Source organism: Microbacterium protaetiae (assembly GCF_004135285.1).
GTDB lineage: Bacteria > Actinomycetota > Actinomycetes > Actinomycetales > Microbacteriaceae > Microbacterium > Microbacterium protaetiae.
In genome coordinates this window covers 3,581,368-3,595,083 of sequence record NZ_CP035494.1, presented here as the reverse complement: position 1 = coordinate 3,595,083, position 13,716 = coordinate 3,581,368, and the positions used below count along the sequence as shown (strand labels likewise).

At 67.0% G+C, this 13,716-nt stretch carries 13 protein-coding genes and 1 tRNA gene; 9 read left to right on the top strand and 5 right to left on the bottom strand.

Translation table 11 applies throughout. From position 1 onward, the window contains the following. The first annotated feature begins 31 nt into the window (after positions 1–31). The 6 genes from ET475_RS16760 to ET475_RS16735 all read left to right on the top strand — a co-directional run bounded on the left by ET475_RS16760 (position 32) and on the right by ET475_RS16735 (position 5,065). Positions 32–105: transfer RNA gene (locus tag ET475_RS16760), tRNA-Pro, on the top strand. A gap of 72 nt (positions 106–177) precedes the next feature. Continuing rightward, on the top strand, positions 178–1,665 hold the full coding sequence (gene tig, locus ET475_RS16755) for a trigger factor (RefSeq protein ID WP_129392920.1): 1,488 nt from the start codon (positions 178–180) through the stop codon (positions 1,663–1,665). Between the two features lie 142 nt (positions 1,666–1,807). Further along, a complete protein-coding gene (locus tag ET475_RS16750) occupies positions 1,808–2,416 on the top strand; it encodes an ATP-dependent Clp protease proteolytic subunit (RefSeq protein ID WP_129392917.1) in 609 nt (202 codons plus the stop codon). Beyond that, entirely contained in the window at positions 2,413–3,105 is a 693-nt protein-coding gene (locus ET475_RS16745; RefSeq protein ID WP_129392914.1) for an ATP-dependent Clp protease proteolytic subunit, read from the top strand. Before ET475_RS16750 ends, ET475_RS16745 begins: the two co-directional genes overlap by 4 nt. Positions 3,106–3,256: 151 nt before the next feature. Further along, positions 3,257–4,528: an ATP-dependent Clp protease ATP-binding subunit ClpX gene (clpX, locus tag ET475_RS16740; RefSeq protein WP_129392911.1), complete on the top strand. Its 1,272-nt coding sequence runs from the start codon at positions 3,257–3,259 to the stop codon at positions 4,526–4,528. Positions 4,529–4,681: 153 nt separating this feature from the next. Continuing rightward, on the top strand, positions 4,682–5,065 hold the full coding sequence (locus tag ET475_RS16735) for an NUDIX hydrolase (protein ID WP_165310974.1): 384 nt from the start codon (positions 4,682–4,684) through the stop codon (positions 5,063–5,065). 168 nt (positions 5,066–5,233) lie between these two features. Here the strand turns inward: ET475_RS16735 and ET475_RS16730 are convergent, their stop codons facing one another. From ET475_RS16730 to ET475_RS16720, 3 genes are all read right to left on the bottom strand, one after another. Further along, on the bottom strand, positions 5,234–5,863 hold the full coding sequence (locus ET475_RS16730) for a class I SAM-dependent methyltransferase (protein WP_129392905.1): 630 nt from the start codon (positions 5,861–5,863) through the stop codon (positions 5,234–5,236). Next, positions 5,850–6,479 (bottom strand): class I SAM-dependent methyltransferase, encoded by a 630-nt coding sequence (locus ET475_RS16725; protein WP_129392902.1) that lies wholly within the window; start codon positions 6,477–6,479, stop codon positions 5,850–5,852. Before ET475_RS16725 ends, ET475_RS16730 begins: the two co-directional genes overlap by 14 nt. A 112-nt stretch (positions 6,480–6,591) precedes the next feature. After that, positions 6,592–8,631 carry a M3 family metallopeptidase gene (locus ET475_RS16720; RefSeq protein WP_129392899.1) on the bottom strand — a complete coding sequence of 680 codons (2,040 nt, stop codon included), beginning with the start codon at positions 8,629–8,631 and terminating at the stop codon, positions 6,592–6,594. A gap of 85 nt (positions 8,632–8,716) precedes the next feature. Between ET475_RS16720 and ET475_RS16715 the strand changes: the two genes are divergently transcribed. Genes ET475_RS16715 through ET475_RS16705 form a run of 3 tightly spaced genes read left to right on the top strand, consistent with a single transcriptional unit; the run spans position 8,717 to position 10,783 of the window. After that, complete coding sequence (locus ET475_RS16715; protein ID WP_129392896.1) at positions 8,717–9,313, top strand: winged helix-turn-helix domain-containing protein; 597 nt, start codon at positions 8,717–8,719, stop codon at positions 9,311–9,313. Between the two features lies 1 nt (position 9,314). Continuing rightward, a complete protein-coding gene (locus ET475_RS16710; protein ID WP_129392893.1) occupies positions 9,315–9,539 on the top strand; it encodes a hypothetical protein in 225 nt (74 codons plus the stop codon). Further along, entirely contained in the window at positions 9,536–10,783 is a 1,248-nt protein-coding gene (locus ET475_RS16705; RefSeq protein WP_129392890.1) for an MFS transporter, read from the top strand. Before ET475_RS16710 ends, ET475_RS16705 begins: the two co-directional genes overlap by 4 nt. On the opposite strand, the gene ET475_RS16700 is transcribed toward ET475_RS16705, so the two are convergent. Together ET475_RS16700 and valS are read right to left on the bottom strand one after the other, a co-directional pair. Continuing rightward, positions 10,780–11,022, bottom strand: a complete 243-nt coding sequence (locus tag ET475_RS16700; RefSeq protein WP_129392887.1) for a hypothetical protein — start codon at positions 11,020–11,022, stop codon at positions 10,780–10,782. The two genes, ET475_RS16705 and ET475_RS16700, sit on opposite strands and share 4 nt — an antisense overlap. Before the next feature lies 1 nt (position 11,023). Then, entirely contained in the window at positions 11,024–13,600 is a 2,577-nt protein-coding gene (valS, locus tag ET475_RS16695; protein ID WP_129392884.1) for a valine--tRNA ligase, read from the bottom strand. Between the last annotated feature and the right edge of the window lie 116 nt (positions 13,601–13,716).

Here is a 13,716-nt window from a genome sequence, read left to right as displayed (position 1 = left end):
CTTTTCCAGGCCGTTTCGGCGCCATGCGCCCCGGGGCGTAGCTCAGCTTGGTAGAGCGCCCGCTTTGGGAGCGGGAGGCCGCAGGTTCAAATCCTGTCGCCCCGACGTCACGGCCCCTAGACCCCCGCACTGCGCCGCGCGCGCCAAGCCGCGGAAACCAGAGGAGAACGAACAGGCATGGTCACGAGCACCGTCGAGAAGCTCAGCCCGACCCGCGTGAAGCTGCACATCAGCGTCACGCCCGACGAGCTGGGGCCCAGCATCACCCACGCGTACGAGCACATCGCCCAGGACGTCCAGGTTCCGGGCTTCCGCAAGGGCAAGGTGCCGGCACCGATCATCGACCAGCGTGTCGGCCGCGGCGCGGTCATCGAGCACGCTGTCAACGAGGGCCTCGACGGCTTCTACCGCGAGGCGGTGACTGCGCACGAGGTGCGCATCGTCGGCCGGCCGAGCGCCGAGATCATCGAGTGGCCGAACGAGAAGGACTTCTCCGGCGACCTCAAGGTCGAGATCGAGGTCGACGTGCGCCCCGATGTCGAGCTGCCCGACTACGCGGGCACCACGATCACGGTCGACGCCGCCGAGACCGACGACGCCGCCGTCGACGAAGAGCTCGACCGCCTGCGCGGCCGCTTCGGCACCCTCGTGACCGTCGACCGCCCGGCCAAGACCGGTGACTTCGTCGAACTCGACCTGGTCGCCACGATCGACGGTACCGAGGTCGACCGCGCCGAGAGCGTGTCGTACGAGGTCGGCTCGGGCGAGCTGCTCGAGGGCATCGACGAGGCGATCGATTCGCTCACCGCAGGTGAAGACACCACATTCCGCTCGACCCTCATCGGCGGCGACCGCGCCGGAGAAGAGGCCGAGGTGGCAGTGACGGTCAAGAGCGTCAAGGAGCGCGAGCTTCCCGAGGCAGATGACGACTTCGCCCAGATCGCGAGCGAGTTCGACACGATCGCCGAGCTGCGCGAGTCGCTCGTCGAGCGCGTGCAGCAGCAGTCGGTGTTCACCCAGGGCTCGGCTGCCCGCGACAAGCTCGTCGAAGAGCTGCTGGCCAAGGTCGACATTCCCGTGCCCGAGCAGCTGGTTGCCGACCAGGTGCACGAGCACCTCGAGCAGGAAGGCCGTCTCGAAGACGACGAGCACCGCGCCGAGGTGACCGAGGCCAGCGAGAAGCAGTTCCGCACCCAGGTGCTGCTTGACAAGATCGTCGAGCAGCACGACGTGCAGGTCTCGCAGGACGAGCTGACCCAGTACATCGTGCAGTCGGCCGCGCAGTACGGCATTGCGCCGCAGGAGTTCGTCGAGGTCCTTCAGCAGAACGGCCAGCTGCCCGTTCTCGTCGGTGAGGTCGCCCGCAACAAGGCGTTGGCCGTGGCCCTCGGCAAGGTCACCGTCGTCGACAGCAATGGCAAGGCGGTCGACCTGACCGGATTCATCGCCACCGAGGACGAAGCGGGGGATGCCGCAGCCGACGAGACCGCGGAGACGCCCGCTGAGGCACCCGCCGACGAGAAGCCGGCCAAGAAGGCCCCCGCCAAGAAGCCGGCCGCGAAGAAGGCTCCTGCCAAGAAGACCGACGAGGCCGAGGCGGCCGAGAAGCCGGCCAAGAAGGCTCCGGCCAAGAAGAAGGCTGCCGAGAAGACCGACGCCGAGTAACTCGGAACATGCGAGAAGGGCGGATGCTGCGGCATCCGCCCTTCTCGCATTCCCGGTGACCCGCTCTGCCCACGGCGAACAGCGGCAGGTCGCGAGGTGCGCGCCGGTAGATTCGAAGAACGCAACCGAATCAGGAGCTGGAATGGCTGAACCCCTTGTCGCGACGAGCGTCTTCGACAGGCTGCTGAAGGACCGCATCATCTGGCTGGGCTCAGAGGTGCGCGACGACAACGCCAATGAGATCTGCGCGAAAATCCTTCTTCTCGCCGCAGAGGACCCCGAAAAAGACATCTATCTGTACATCAACTCGCCGGGCGGCTCGATCACAGCCGGCATGGCGATCTACGACACCATGCAGTTCGTGCCCAACGACATCGTCACCGTCGGCATCGGCATGGCCGCCTCGATGGGGCAGCTGCTGCTGACCAGCGGCACGAAGGGCAAGCGCTATATCACCCCGAACGCCCGGGTGCTGCTGCACCAGCCGCACGGCGGCTTCGGCGGCACAGCGAGCGACATCCAGACGCAGGCGCAGCTGATTCTCGACATGAAGAAGCGGTTGGCCGAGATCACGGCGGCGCAGACCGGCAAGTCGGTGGAGCAGATCAACGCCGACGGTGACCGCGACCGCTGGTTCAGCGCCGACGAGGCGCTCGAGTACGGCTTCGTCGATCACATCCGCGAACACGCCGAGGGCGTGCACGGCGGCGGCGGCACCAAGCAGTCGGATGCGAAGGAGAGCAACGCATGAACACCCCCGCCTTCGGTCTTCCCACCTCGCCGCAGGCGCTCGCGCCGCACGGTCTGCAGATGCCCGGCAGCCGGTATGTGCTTCCGCAGTTCGAGGAGCGCACCGCCTACGGCTACAAGCGTCAGGACCCGTACAACAAGCTGTTCGAAGACCGGGTGATCTTCCTCGGTGTGCAGGTCGACGACGCCTCGGCCGATGACGTCATGGCGCAGCTGCTGGTGCTGGAGAGCCAGGACCCCGACCGCGACATCGTCATGTACATCAACTCGCCCGGCGGCTCTTTCACGGCCATGACGGCGATCTACGACACCATGCAGTACGTGTCGCCGCAGATCCAGACCGTCGTTCTCGGTCAGGCAGCCTCGGCTGCGGCCGTGCTGCTGGCTGCGGGCGCGCCGGGTAAGCGGCTCGCGCTGCCGAACGCCCGCATCCTCATCCACCAGCCTGCCGTCGGCGAGGCAGGGCAGGGGCAGGCATCCGACATCGAGATCCAGGCCAACGAGATCATGCGCATGCGCACGTGGCTGGAAGAGACGCTGTCGAAGCACTCCAAGCGCACGCAGGAGCAGGTCAACAAGGACATCGACCGCGACAAGATCCTGTCGGCGACCGAAGCCGTCGAGTACGGCCTGGTCGACCAGGTGCTGACCACGCGCAAGCGCGGCGGTCAGAACGCCATCGGCGCATAGACATCGTCGAGCGAAGGCCCCGCAGCTCACCCGAGCGGCGGGGCCTTCGCTGTGGGCGCACCGCGTGTCGCAATGCCCCCGGATGTCGTTGCCTGCGATTAGGCTCGAAGGGTGCGGGAATCCGACACCCGCCGCGGACGAGGAGGTGCCCATGGCACGCATCGGCGAAAGTGCTGACCTGTTCAAGTGCTCCTTCTGTGGAAAGAGCCAGAAGCAGGTCCAGCAGCTGATCGCGGGTCCGGGCGTGTACATCTGCGACGAGTGCGTTGAGTTGTGCAACGAGATCATCGAAGAGCGCATGGCCGAGTCCGGCGAGGGAACGGTGTCGGAGTTCGACCTGCCCAAGCCGCGCGAGATCTTCGCGTTCCTCGAGGAATACGTCGTGGGGCAGGATGACGCGAAGCGAGCACTCTCGGTCGCCGTGTACAACCACTACAAGCGGGTGCGCGCCCACTCGACGATCCAGTCGGCCGAGCAGCGCGCCGATGAGGTCGAGATCGCCAAGAGCAACATTCTGCTGCTGGGCCCGACCGGCTGCGGCAAGACGTATCTGGCGCAGACGCTGGCGAAGCGGCTGAATGTGCCGTTCGCGGTGGCGGATGCCACGGCGTTGACCGAGGCGGGATACGTCGGTGAAGACGTCGAGAACATCCTGCTCAAGCTGCTGCAGGCGGCCGACTTCGACACCAAGCGCGCCGAGACCGGCATCATCTACATCGACGAGGTCGACAAGATCGCCCGCAAGGCAGAGAACCCGTCGATCACCCGTGACGTCTCCGGCGAGGGCGTGCAGCAGGCGCTTCTGAAGATCCTCGAGGGAACTGTCGCCTCGGTGCCGCCGCAGGGCGGGCGCAAGCATCCGCATCAGGAGTTCATCCAGATCGACACGACGAACGTGCTGTTCATCGTGGCGGGCGCGTTCGCGGGCCTTGAAGACATCATTTCCGCACGGGTGGGCAAGCATGGCGTGGGCTTCGGCGCCTCGCTGCACCGCAAAGACGAAGACCTCAACCTGTTCAGCGAGGTGCAGACCGAAGATCTGCACAAGTTCGGGCTGATTCCCGAGTTCATCGGCCGCCTGCCCGTGGTCGCCTCGGTCGAGCCGCTCGACCGTGAGGCGCTGATGGAGATTCTCACCACCCCGAAGAACGCCTTGGTCAAGCAGTACCAGCGCATGTTCCAGCTCGACGACGTCGACCTGGAGTTCGAGCACGAAGCACTCGAGGCGATCGCCGACCTGGCGGTGGCCCGCAAGACCGGCGCGCGCGGGTTGCGCGCGATTCTCGAAGACGTGCTCGGGCCGATCATGTTCGAGATCCCGTCGACCGAAGACGTCGACAAGGTCGTCGTCACCAGGGCCGCCGTCGACGAGGGTGCCGCGCCGACTCTCGTGCTGCGCGAGAAGCGCAAGAAGAGCGCCTGAGCGGTGGCATCCGGCGTTCGTCCCACTCCGTGGGAGGTCATCCGGAGCGCGGTCGTTCGGTCGGACCGATGGATCACGCTTCGTGCCGACGACTGCCGTGACGCACGGGGCCGGGATATCGGCCCCTATTACGTTCTTGAGCAGCCTGAATGGGTGTCTGTGCTTGCGTTGACAGTGGGCGGCGAGGCGATTCTCGTCGAGGAGTACCACCACGGCGCGGGTATTGTGTCAGTCGGTCTGGTGAGCGGCGCCGTTGAAGATGGTGAGTCACCACGGGAAGCCGCGGTGCGCGAGCTGCGCGAAGAGACCGGGTACGCAGGTGACGATGTCGTCGACCTCGGACAGACATGGGCGAATTGGGGCAACCAGACGAACCGCGTGCACCATTTTCTGGTGCGGGGTTGCTGCGTCGGTACGCAGGACCTCGACGGAGGCGAGATCATCGAAGTCGCGCTTGCTTCGGTCGAGCGGCTGGGTGACCGTCTGATGCAGAGCTACAACCAGCTCACCTGGTACAAGGCGCGCGCTCACCTTTGAGGTATCGCGCGGCGCACGCGGGTTCAGCAGGCAGTACTTGCGTGCTCGACGCGACCGCGATTGCAGATTCTGACTGCCGAATTGGCCTGGCAGGCTTCGGCAGTCGGTTCTGACGTGTCTCGGTCGCCTGCAGTTGCAGATACTGACGGGCGGACTGGCCGGGACGGGTCAAACCCGTACGGCCTCGGCGATGAGCATGCGGTCGCCCGCGCGCACCCAGGTGGCGACGCGTTCAATGCGCAGACCGACGGGCGTGTAGAACGACTGCAGGCGGTCGGGCGTCGCGAATGACGCGTGATCGCGCGGGTAGGGGACTTCGGCAGGATGGTGCTCGGCCGCGTGCTGCCCGTGATGGCCGCCGCTGACGAACGTCGCGGTGACGACACGACCGCCGGGCCGCAGCACCCGCGCCCACTCGGCGATAGCCCGTGCTGGCTCGGCGAACAGGTGCAGCGCCGTCACGCACGTGACCAGATCGATGGATGCCGCGGCAACAGGCAGGCTCGTGGCATCCGCCTCGATCCACTCCGCCGACGGCAGAGCGCTGCGCGCGACGGAGAGCATGCCGGGGGACACGTCCACGCCCGAGATCGTCACTCCCAGGTGCAACGCAGCGAGTGCTCGTGCAACCAGCCCCGTGCCGGTCGCGACATCCACGGCGCTGCCCTCATCGGGAACGCGCGCGAAGCGCGCCACCGATGCAGCGAGCGCCCGGTGCATCGCGTTCTCGTCATACTCCGGTGCCCGGGCGTCGAACGAGGCGCGGATTGCCGCGATCTGGTCGTCAGCTGTGGTCATGGCCGTCCTCCTGTCCTGCCAGTTCGGTGATGAGCATCTGGGGTGACTTGTCCGACCAGAATCGGTGGCGTGTGACCGTGAAGCCGAATGTCTGGCCGAACTGCCGGAGGAGTTCGGGTGTACGGAACGAGTCGTGGTCGACGGCGAACACTGCTCCGTTTCGCGGATGGAACCCGCCCTCAGCGAAGGTTGCGGTAACGATCCGTCCCCCGGGTCGGAGGACTCTGCGCCACTCTCGCGCGGCAGCGAGCGGATCGGGAAACAGATGCAGCCCGGTGACGCAGGTGACCAGATCCACGGATGCGGCACCGAGGGGAAGCGCGGCGGCGTCGCCTTGCGCCAGGGTCGCGGTGGGCAGGTGGGCGTGTGCGACCGCGAGCATCTGTGCAGACACATCGACACCGATCATTCCAGACTGCAGGCCTGCGTCCTGCAGCGCGCGAAGGACCAGGCCCGTTCCGGTTGCGACATCCAGCACGTCGGTGACGTCCGCGGTGTGGACGAACTCGGCCACCGCCCGCGCGAGCCCACGGTGCATGTGGTCTTCGTCGTAGTGAGGGGCTTTGGCATCGAACACTTCGCTGATCGCTTCACTTCGTGCGTCGAGAACCGTCATCGCCGCCCTCTCCCGAGCACAACTACGGAGATCCCAGCCGACAGACCGCTGATGGTCGCCGCAGAACGGTGTGTCGTTGCAGATCTCCGCCGATGTGCACGCGGCACGGCCATCAGCCGTCCAGCCCGCGGCGCTTGAGCAGCGGCGCGATGTCGGCGTCGCGGCCGCGGAAATCGCGGTAGGCCTCAAGAGGGTCCTTCGACCCGCCCACGCCGAGCAGTCGCTGCCGGAAGCGGTCGCCGTTGGCACGGGTGAGGCCGCCGTTCTCTTTGAACCACTCGACGGTGTCGGCGTCGAGCACCTCGCTCCAGATGTAGGAGTAGTAGCCGGCGCTGTATCCGCCAGAGAAGACGTGCTGGAAGTACGTCGACGAGTACCGGGTGGGCACGGCGGGGTTGTCGAGACCGATATCGGCCAGTGCGGATGCCTCGAACCCCGCGACATCGAGATCGGCGGCGGCCGCCTCGCGACTCAGCGAATGCCATGCCTGGTCGAGCCAGGCGGCGGCCAGGTATTCGCTCGTCTCGAATCCCTGGTTGAACGATTCCGACGCGTGCAGCTTCTCGACCACATCGGCCGGCAGGGGCTCACCGGTCTCAAGGTGCTTGGCGTAGTTCTCCAACACCTCGGGCCACAGCATCCACATCTCGTTGACCTGACTGGGAAACTCGACGAAGTCGCGGAACACCTCGGTACCGGCGAAGTGCGGGAACGTGACGGTCGCGAACAGTCCGTGCAGCGCGTGACCGAACTCGTGGAAAAGGGTGTTCACCTCGTCGAAGCTCAGCAACGTCGGACCCGACGCGGGCTTGGACACGTTGAGGTTGTTGACCACGACGGCCTTCGTGCCGCGCAGGGCGGACTGGTCGACGATCGAGTTCATCCAGGCGCCGCCGCGCTTGGTGTCGCGCGTGTACAGGTCGAGGATGTACAGGCCCTGCGGCGACCCGTCTTCGTTGTGCACTTCGAACACGCGCGCGTCGGGGTGGTACGTCTGCAGGTCGTCGCGCTCGGTGAAGGTGATGCCGTAGAGCTTCGTGGCCGCGTAGAAAACGCCGTCGCGCAGCACGCGCTCGGCCTCGAACCACGGGCGCAGCGCTGTGGTGTCGATTGCGTACTGGGCCTGACGCACCTTCTCGGTATAGAAGGCCCAGTCGGCCGCGGTGATGTCAGAGCCGGCCGACGCCTGCAGCGCCGCTTGCTCGTGGTGCGCGTTGCGGGCGGCGGGAACCGCGAGGCGACGCAGCAGATCGTGCACAGCTTCAGGAGTGCCGGCGGTCTCGTCGGCGGTGACATACGCCGCGTGCGAGGCGTAGCCGAGCAGCTGTGCCCGCTCGGCCCGCAGACGCACGATCTGCACAAGAGTCTCGCGGTTGTCGTGGTCGTTGCCGCGCGAGGCGCGGGTACGGGATGCCGCCATGATCCGCTCGCGCGCTCCATGATCGGTCAGCGACGAGAGGTACGGGTGCCCGGTGGGCAGCACGAGGGTAACCAGGTACTTGCCATCCAGGCCGCGGTCGGTCGCTGCCTGCGATGCGGCGGACAGCTCGCCGTCGCTGAGGCCCGCCAGCTCGGAGGCGTCGTCGAAGACGACCGCGAGCTCGTTCGTGTCGGCGAGCAGGTTCTTGTCGAACGCCGTCGTGAGCGTGGACAGTTGCGTGTTCAGCTCGGTGAGGCGCTTCTTCGCGTCGTCGTCGAGACCTGCGCCCGCGTGCGTCATCTCGCGGTACCAGCGCTGTACGAGGTAGCGCTGCTCGGCGTCGAGCTCGAGCGTGTCGAGCTTGTCGTGCAGCGTCTTGATGCGCCAGTAGAGCTGCCCATCGAGCTGGATCGCATCTTCATGCGCCGCCATCAGCGGTGCCAGCTTCTCTTCGACGGCCTGAATCTCGTCGGTGGCATCGGACGACGACACGGTGTAGAACGCCCGGGCGACATCGCCCAGAAGCTGGCCGCTGGTCTCCAGCGGCACCATCGTGTTCTCGAACGTGGGCATGGAACGCACGCGAGTGATGGCGGCGACCTCTTGCAGATGCTCTTCGAAGGCGAGCTCGAACGCCGGCAGATAGTGCTCGGGTCGAATGTGCGCGTAATCGGGCAGCTGGTAGGGAAGGCGGCTGGGGAGCAGAAGGGGGTTGGCCGAGGCATCCGTCATGGAATCCAGCCTAGTCGCCGAACGCAAAGATCCAATTGCAAAGAAATACTTGCAAAGAGGTGTTCGCAAAGGTATCTTTGCATGCATGAGCGAGAACAAGGTGCCCCGACACGACGAGCCGCGCGTCATCGAGGGGAGCGCATTGCGCGCTCTCGCGCACCCCCTGCGCGTGCGCATCTACGACATCGTGTCGCAGTACGGGCCGCAGACGGCGTCGAGCCTCGCGCAGATGATGGGCGAGTCCAGCGGCGCCACGAGCTACCACCTGCGCGCTCTTGCCAAGCACGGGCTGATTCAAGAGGCTGAGGGGCGCGGAAACGCTCGCGAGCGCTGGTGGGAGCGGCCGCGCGGCGCCGTGTCGTTCGGCAGCCCCGAGGGACTGAAGACGCCGTCCGGGCGCGCGGCCACTCAAGTCGTCATGACAGAGTTCTTCAACCGGCGTCACGAGCAGCTCATGAGATACATCGCTGAGGGCATCGCGAACCCCGAGCGTGACGATCCGGATGCCAGCATCAACACCGCGACGGCGCATCTCACGCCCGAGCAGATGGGCGAGCTGGCCCACAGCCTGATGACCATCGTCGACGAGTACGTCGAGAAATACCGAGACCAGAAGGGAGACGACGTGCGCACCGTCACCATCCGCGCCGACGTCTTCCCGCTTCCCGAGGAGGGGCACTGACATGACCGCCATGACCACCCGAGGCATCCCCGCCCGCGCCTACCTGGCGCCGCCGACGGCAGTCGAGAGGATGCTGCTGACCGGCGCACGACTGCTGGAGGCATCCGCGCACCGGCGCATGCTCCGGCGGCAGCAGCTGGCCGAGCGGATCGCTGAGGGGTTCGACCCCGTCGAGCAGCGACGCGCGTACGACCTCGACGCGGCTCGGCACTCGTTCTACCGGTGAACCGTGCGGCACCGCGGGACCGGCTGGGCTCTGCGTTCGGAACGCTGTGGAGCGCGGCGGCGTTCAGCAACCTCGCCGACGGCGTGGGACGCACGGCCGTTCCGCTCATCGCCACGACGCTGACGCGCGACCCGCTGGCGATCTCGGCGATCACGGCGCTGGCCTTCGTGCCGTGGCTCGTGTTCGGACTGCCGGCCGGCATGATCGTCGACCGCTGCGACCGGCGCAAGGTGATGGCCGTCGCCAACGCTCTTCGCGGCGGGGTGGCGCTTGTGCTGGCCGTGCTCTCGATCTATGGCGCATTGAATCTGTGGGCGCTGTTCGCGGGGGTTCTGGTGTTCGGCGTCGGAGAGACGCTGTTCGACAATGCAACGAACGCGGTGCTGCCGGGAGTGGTGCGGCGTGACCAGCTCGACCGGGCGAACGGCTGGGTGCAGGCCGTGCAGATAACGGTCGACAGCTTCGTGGCGACGCCGATCGGCGGCATCCTGTTCGCCGTCTCGCTCGCTCTTCCTCTGTGGACCGGCGCCGTGGGATACCTCGTTCCCATCGCGTTGGCGCTGATGCTGCCGCTGTCGGCCGCGCGCCCGCTGCTCGAACCCGCGGTCGAAGGAGAGGTCGTGCACGGGACGCGAGCGCGCGACGCGCTGCACTACCTGTGGGGGCACCGATATCTGCGATCGATGGTGCTGCTGGCCGCCATCGTGGGGTGCAGTCTGTCGTTCGCCCAGGCGGTGACCGTGCTGCTCTTCCTCGACGAGATGAAGGTTCCGCCGGCCCTGATCGGGTTCGTCACCGCCGGCGTCGGCATCGGGGCGCTGCTGGGCTCGCTGCTGGCGTCGCGGTTGGTCGCGCGCTTCGGCCGCGGGACCGTGATGGCTGTCGCCAGTCTGGCGATCGGTGTCTTCTGCGTGCTGGTCGGCTGTGCGCCCGGCGTGGTGACAGCAGTGGGTGCCTACGCACTCATGGCGTTCGCGGTATCGGTGTGGAACGTGCCGTGGGGCGCGCTGCGACAGCAGATCATTCCCCGTGCGCTGTTCGGCCGGGTGCTCGGCATAAACCGCACACTGACGTGGGGGCTGTTCCCGATCGCGACGCTTGCCGGGGGACTCGTGTCGCGCATCGATCTGAGGTTTCCGTTCATCGTCGCCGGCACCGTGATCGCGGTGGTGACGGTGTGCGCGTGGCGGCTCATCACCGTGGGCACGCGCCGGGCTGGCGCCGAGGTCGCCGCGGCGGTCTAGCCGAACTCGTCCTCGTCGTCGTGGCGCACGACGACTCCGCCGGTGTGATCGAGGGTGACGATCACCCCGGTGTCGAGTTCGGCGACCGGCCGCCCATCGAGCCAGGTGAGCGTCCACTGCGCGATGCCCTCTTCATCCGGAGGCAGATCGGCCTCGACAGCGCGCAGCTGCGCGATGAACTCGGGGGTCAGCCGCGCGGGTGGCTCGGCTCCGGCGGCCCAGCGGGTACCCAGTTGCATGTCAGGCCTCCTGTGCGACCAGTTCGATCTCGCGTACGGCGAGCTCGTCGCCCTCGCCGTAAGTGACCTCATCGATGCGTCCGACTGCCTTGAGGTCGCCCTCGGCCTGCCGGATCGCCGCGACCACGTCGGCGGGGCCGGCGATCGTCACGTGCGACACAGGAGTCTTCTGCGATGCCTTGGCCTCGGTCTTGGCACGACGCACGCCCACGAGCGCCGAGCTGACCGCCGAGAGCACCGCGGGGTCGCCGGCGATCTGAAGCGGCTCGGGCCAGGCGGCACGGTGGATCGATCCTTCTTCGAACCACGACCAGGCTTCTTCCGTCGCGAATGCGAGCACCGGGGCCAGCAGGCGCAGCAGCGTCGACAGCGCCAGACGAAGGGCGAGGGCGGCCGAGGCCTGCCCCACGTCGGTCTGGTCGTAGGCGCGCTCCTTGACGAGCTCGAGGTAGTCGTCGCAGAACGTCCAGAAGAACGATTCGGTCACCTCGAGAGCCCGGGCGTGGTCGTACGCTTCGAACGCCTTGGTCGCCTCGCGCACGACGCCGTCGAGCGTGGTCAGCATCGAGGCATCCAGTGCATGCGTCACCTCGGCGCCCTCGGGCACCGGGAACGACAGCACGAACTTGGCCGCGTTGAGCACCTTGATCGCCAGGCGCCGGCCGATCTTGACCTGCGTGGGGTTCTGCGGGTCGAAGGCCGCGTCGGCACCGAGCCGGCTCGAGGCCGACCAGTACCGCACCGCGTCGGTGCCGTGCGTGGAGAGGATGTCGGCGGGGGTGACGACATTGCCCTTCGACTTCGACATCTTCTTGCGGTCGGGATCGACGATGAAGCCCGAGACGGCCGCATCGCTCCACGGCGCACGGCCGTCTTCGAGCACGCTGCGCACCATGGTCGAGAACAGCCAGGTGCGGATGATGTCCTGCCCCTGCGGGCGCACGTCGTACGGCGCCACGAGGTTCCACAGCTCGTCGTCGCGCTGCCAGCCGCCGGCCAGCTGAGGGGTGAGCGATGAGGTCGCCCAGGTGTCGAAGATGTCCTTCTCGGCCTCGAATCCGCCGGGCACGCCGCGCTGTTCCTCGGTGTAGCCTGCCGGCACATCGGTTGTCGGATCGATCGGCAGGGATGCGGCATCCGGCGTCAGCACCCGTTCGTAGTCGCGCTCACCGTTCTCGTCGAGCGCGTACCAGATCGGGATCGGCACGCCGAAGAAGCGCTGCCGCGACACCAACCAGTCGCCGGTGAGGCCGTTCGTCCAGTTCTCGTACCGCACGCGCATGAAGTCGGGATGCCACGACATGCCACGCCCGAAGTCGATGAGCTTTGCGCGCACATCCTCGTCGCGGGCGCCGTTGCGCAGGTACCACTGGCGCGTGGAGACGATCTCGAGGGGCCGGTCGCCCTTCTCGAAGAATTTCACCGCGTGGCTGAACGGCTTGGACACGTTCTTCAGGTCGCCCGACTCGTCGAGCAGCTCGACGATGCGCTTGCGGGCACTGAACACCGTCTTGCCGACCAGCTCCGCATATGCCGCCTTCGCGGCATCCGTCACCAGAGCCTCGGGCGCTTCGGCCATGACCCGGCCGTCCTTGCCGAGGATCGTGCGGTTGGGCAGCTGCAGCTCACGCCACCAGATGATGTCGGTCACGTCGCCGAACGTGCAGATCATGGCGATGCCCGAGCCCTTGTCCTGCTGGGCGAGCGGATGCGCGAGAATCGGCACCTCGACGTCGAACAGCGGCGTGCGCACGGTCGTTCCGAACAGCGGCTTGTAGCGCTCGTCGTCGGGGTTGGCCACGAGGGCGACACAGGCGGCGAGCAGCTCGGGACGGGTGGTCTCGATGAGCACATCGCCCTCGCCGTCGGTGCGGCTGAACGCGACGCGGTGGAAGGCGGCCTGCTGCTCGCGGTCTTCGAGCTCGGCCTGCGCGATCGCCGAGCGGAAGTCGATGTCCCACAGGGTGGGGGCCAGGGCCTGGTAAGCCTCACCGCGTTCGAGATTGTGCAGGAACGCCAGCTGGCTGGTGCGGATCGTCTCGTCCGAGATCGTGCGGTAGGTCTGCGTCCAGTCCACCGACAGGCCGAGCTGGCGGAACAGGCTCTCGAAGTGCTTCTCGTCCTCTTCGGTCAGCGTCTCGCACAACTCGATGAAGTTGCGGCGGCTGATCGGCACCTGGTCGGCCGGCTTGAGGCTCTTCGCGTCGCCGGCAAACGGCGGGGTGAAGTCGGGGTCGTAGGGCAGCGACGGGTCGCAGCGCACGCCGTAGTAGTTCTGCACGCGGCGCTCGGTGGGAAGGCCGTTGTCGTCCCACCCCATCGGATAGAACACGCTCTTGCCGCGCATGCGCTCGTAGCGCGCCTTCACGTCGGTGTGCGTGAAGCTGAACACGTGCCCGATGTGCAGGCTGCCCGACGCGGTGGGCGGGGGAGTGTCGATCGAGTACACGCCCGCGCGGCCCGTGGCCTTGGCGGCGTCGCGATCGAACAGGTACGTGCCCTGCTCGCGCCATGCGGCATCCCACTTGGATTCGAGACCCTCGAGAGCGGGCTTGTCGGGAATGGATGCGTCGGCCATGGGGTCTCCTTGCGCGATATAGGCGGCACTGTGTGAGCGTGCCTGAGTGTGGGATGTCCGGCCATTCTACCCGACCGCCCTGCGCGCGCCCGGATGCGCGTGGTTGCCCAGGGTGC

Coding starts and splice junctions, on each gene's coding strand:
- tig (WP_129392920.1), top strand. CDS start 178: ATGGTCACGAGCACCGTCGAGAAGCTCAGCCCGACCCGCGTGAAGCTG.
- ET475_RS16745 (WP_129392914.1), top strand. CDS start 2,413: ATGAACACCCCCGCCTTCGGTCTTCCCACCTCGCCGCAGGCGCTCGCG.
- ET475_RS16725 (WP_129392902.1), bottom strand. CDS start 6,479: ATGACGGTTCTCGACGCACGAAGTGAAGCGATCAGCGAAGTGTTCGAT.
- ET475_RS16750 (WP_129392917.1), top strand. CDS start 1,808: ATGGCTGAACCCCTTGTCGCGACGAGCGTCTTCGACAGGCTGCTGAAG.
- ET475_RS16715 (WP_129392896.1), top strand. CDS start 8,717: ATGAGCGAGAACAAGGTGCCCCGACACGACGAGCCGCGCGTCATCGAG.
- valS (WP_129392884.1), bottom strand. CDS start 13,600: ATGGCCGACGCATCCATTCCCGACAAGCCCGCTCTCGAGGGTCTCGAA.
- ET475_RS16710 (WP_129392893.1), top strand. CDS start 9,315: ATGACCGCCATGACCACCCGAGGCATCCCCGCCCGCGCCTACCTGGCG.
- ET475_RS16700 (WP_129392887.1), bottom strand. CDS start 11,022: ATGCAACTGGGTACCCGCTGGGCCGCCGGAGCCGAGCCACCCGCGCGG.
- ET475_RS16730 (WP_129392905.1), bottom strand. CDS start 5,863: ATGACCACAGCTGACGACCAGATCGCGGCAATCCGCGCCTCGTTCGAC.
- clpX (WP_129392911.1), top strand. CDS start 3,257: ATGGCACGCATCGGCGAAAGTGCTGACCTGTTCAAGTGCTCCTTCTGT.
- ET475_RS16720 (WP_129392899.1), bottom strand. CDS start 8,631: ATGACGGATGCCTCGGCCAACCCCCTTCTGCTCCCCAGCCGCCTTCCC.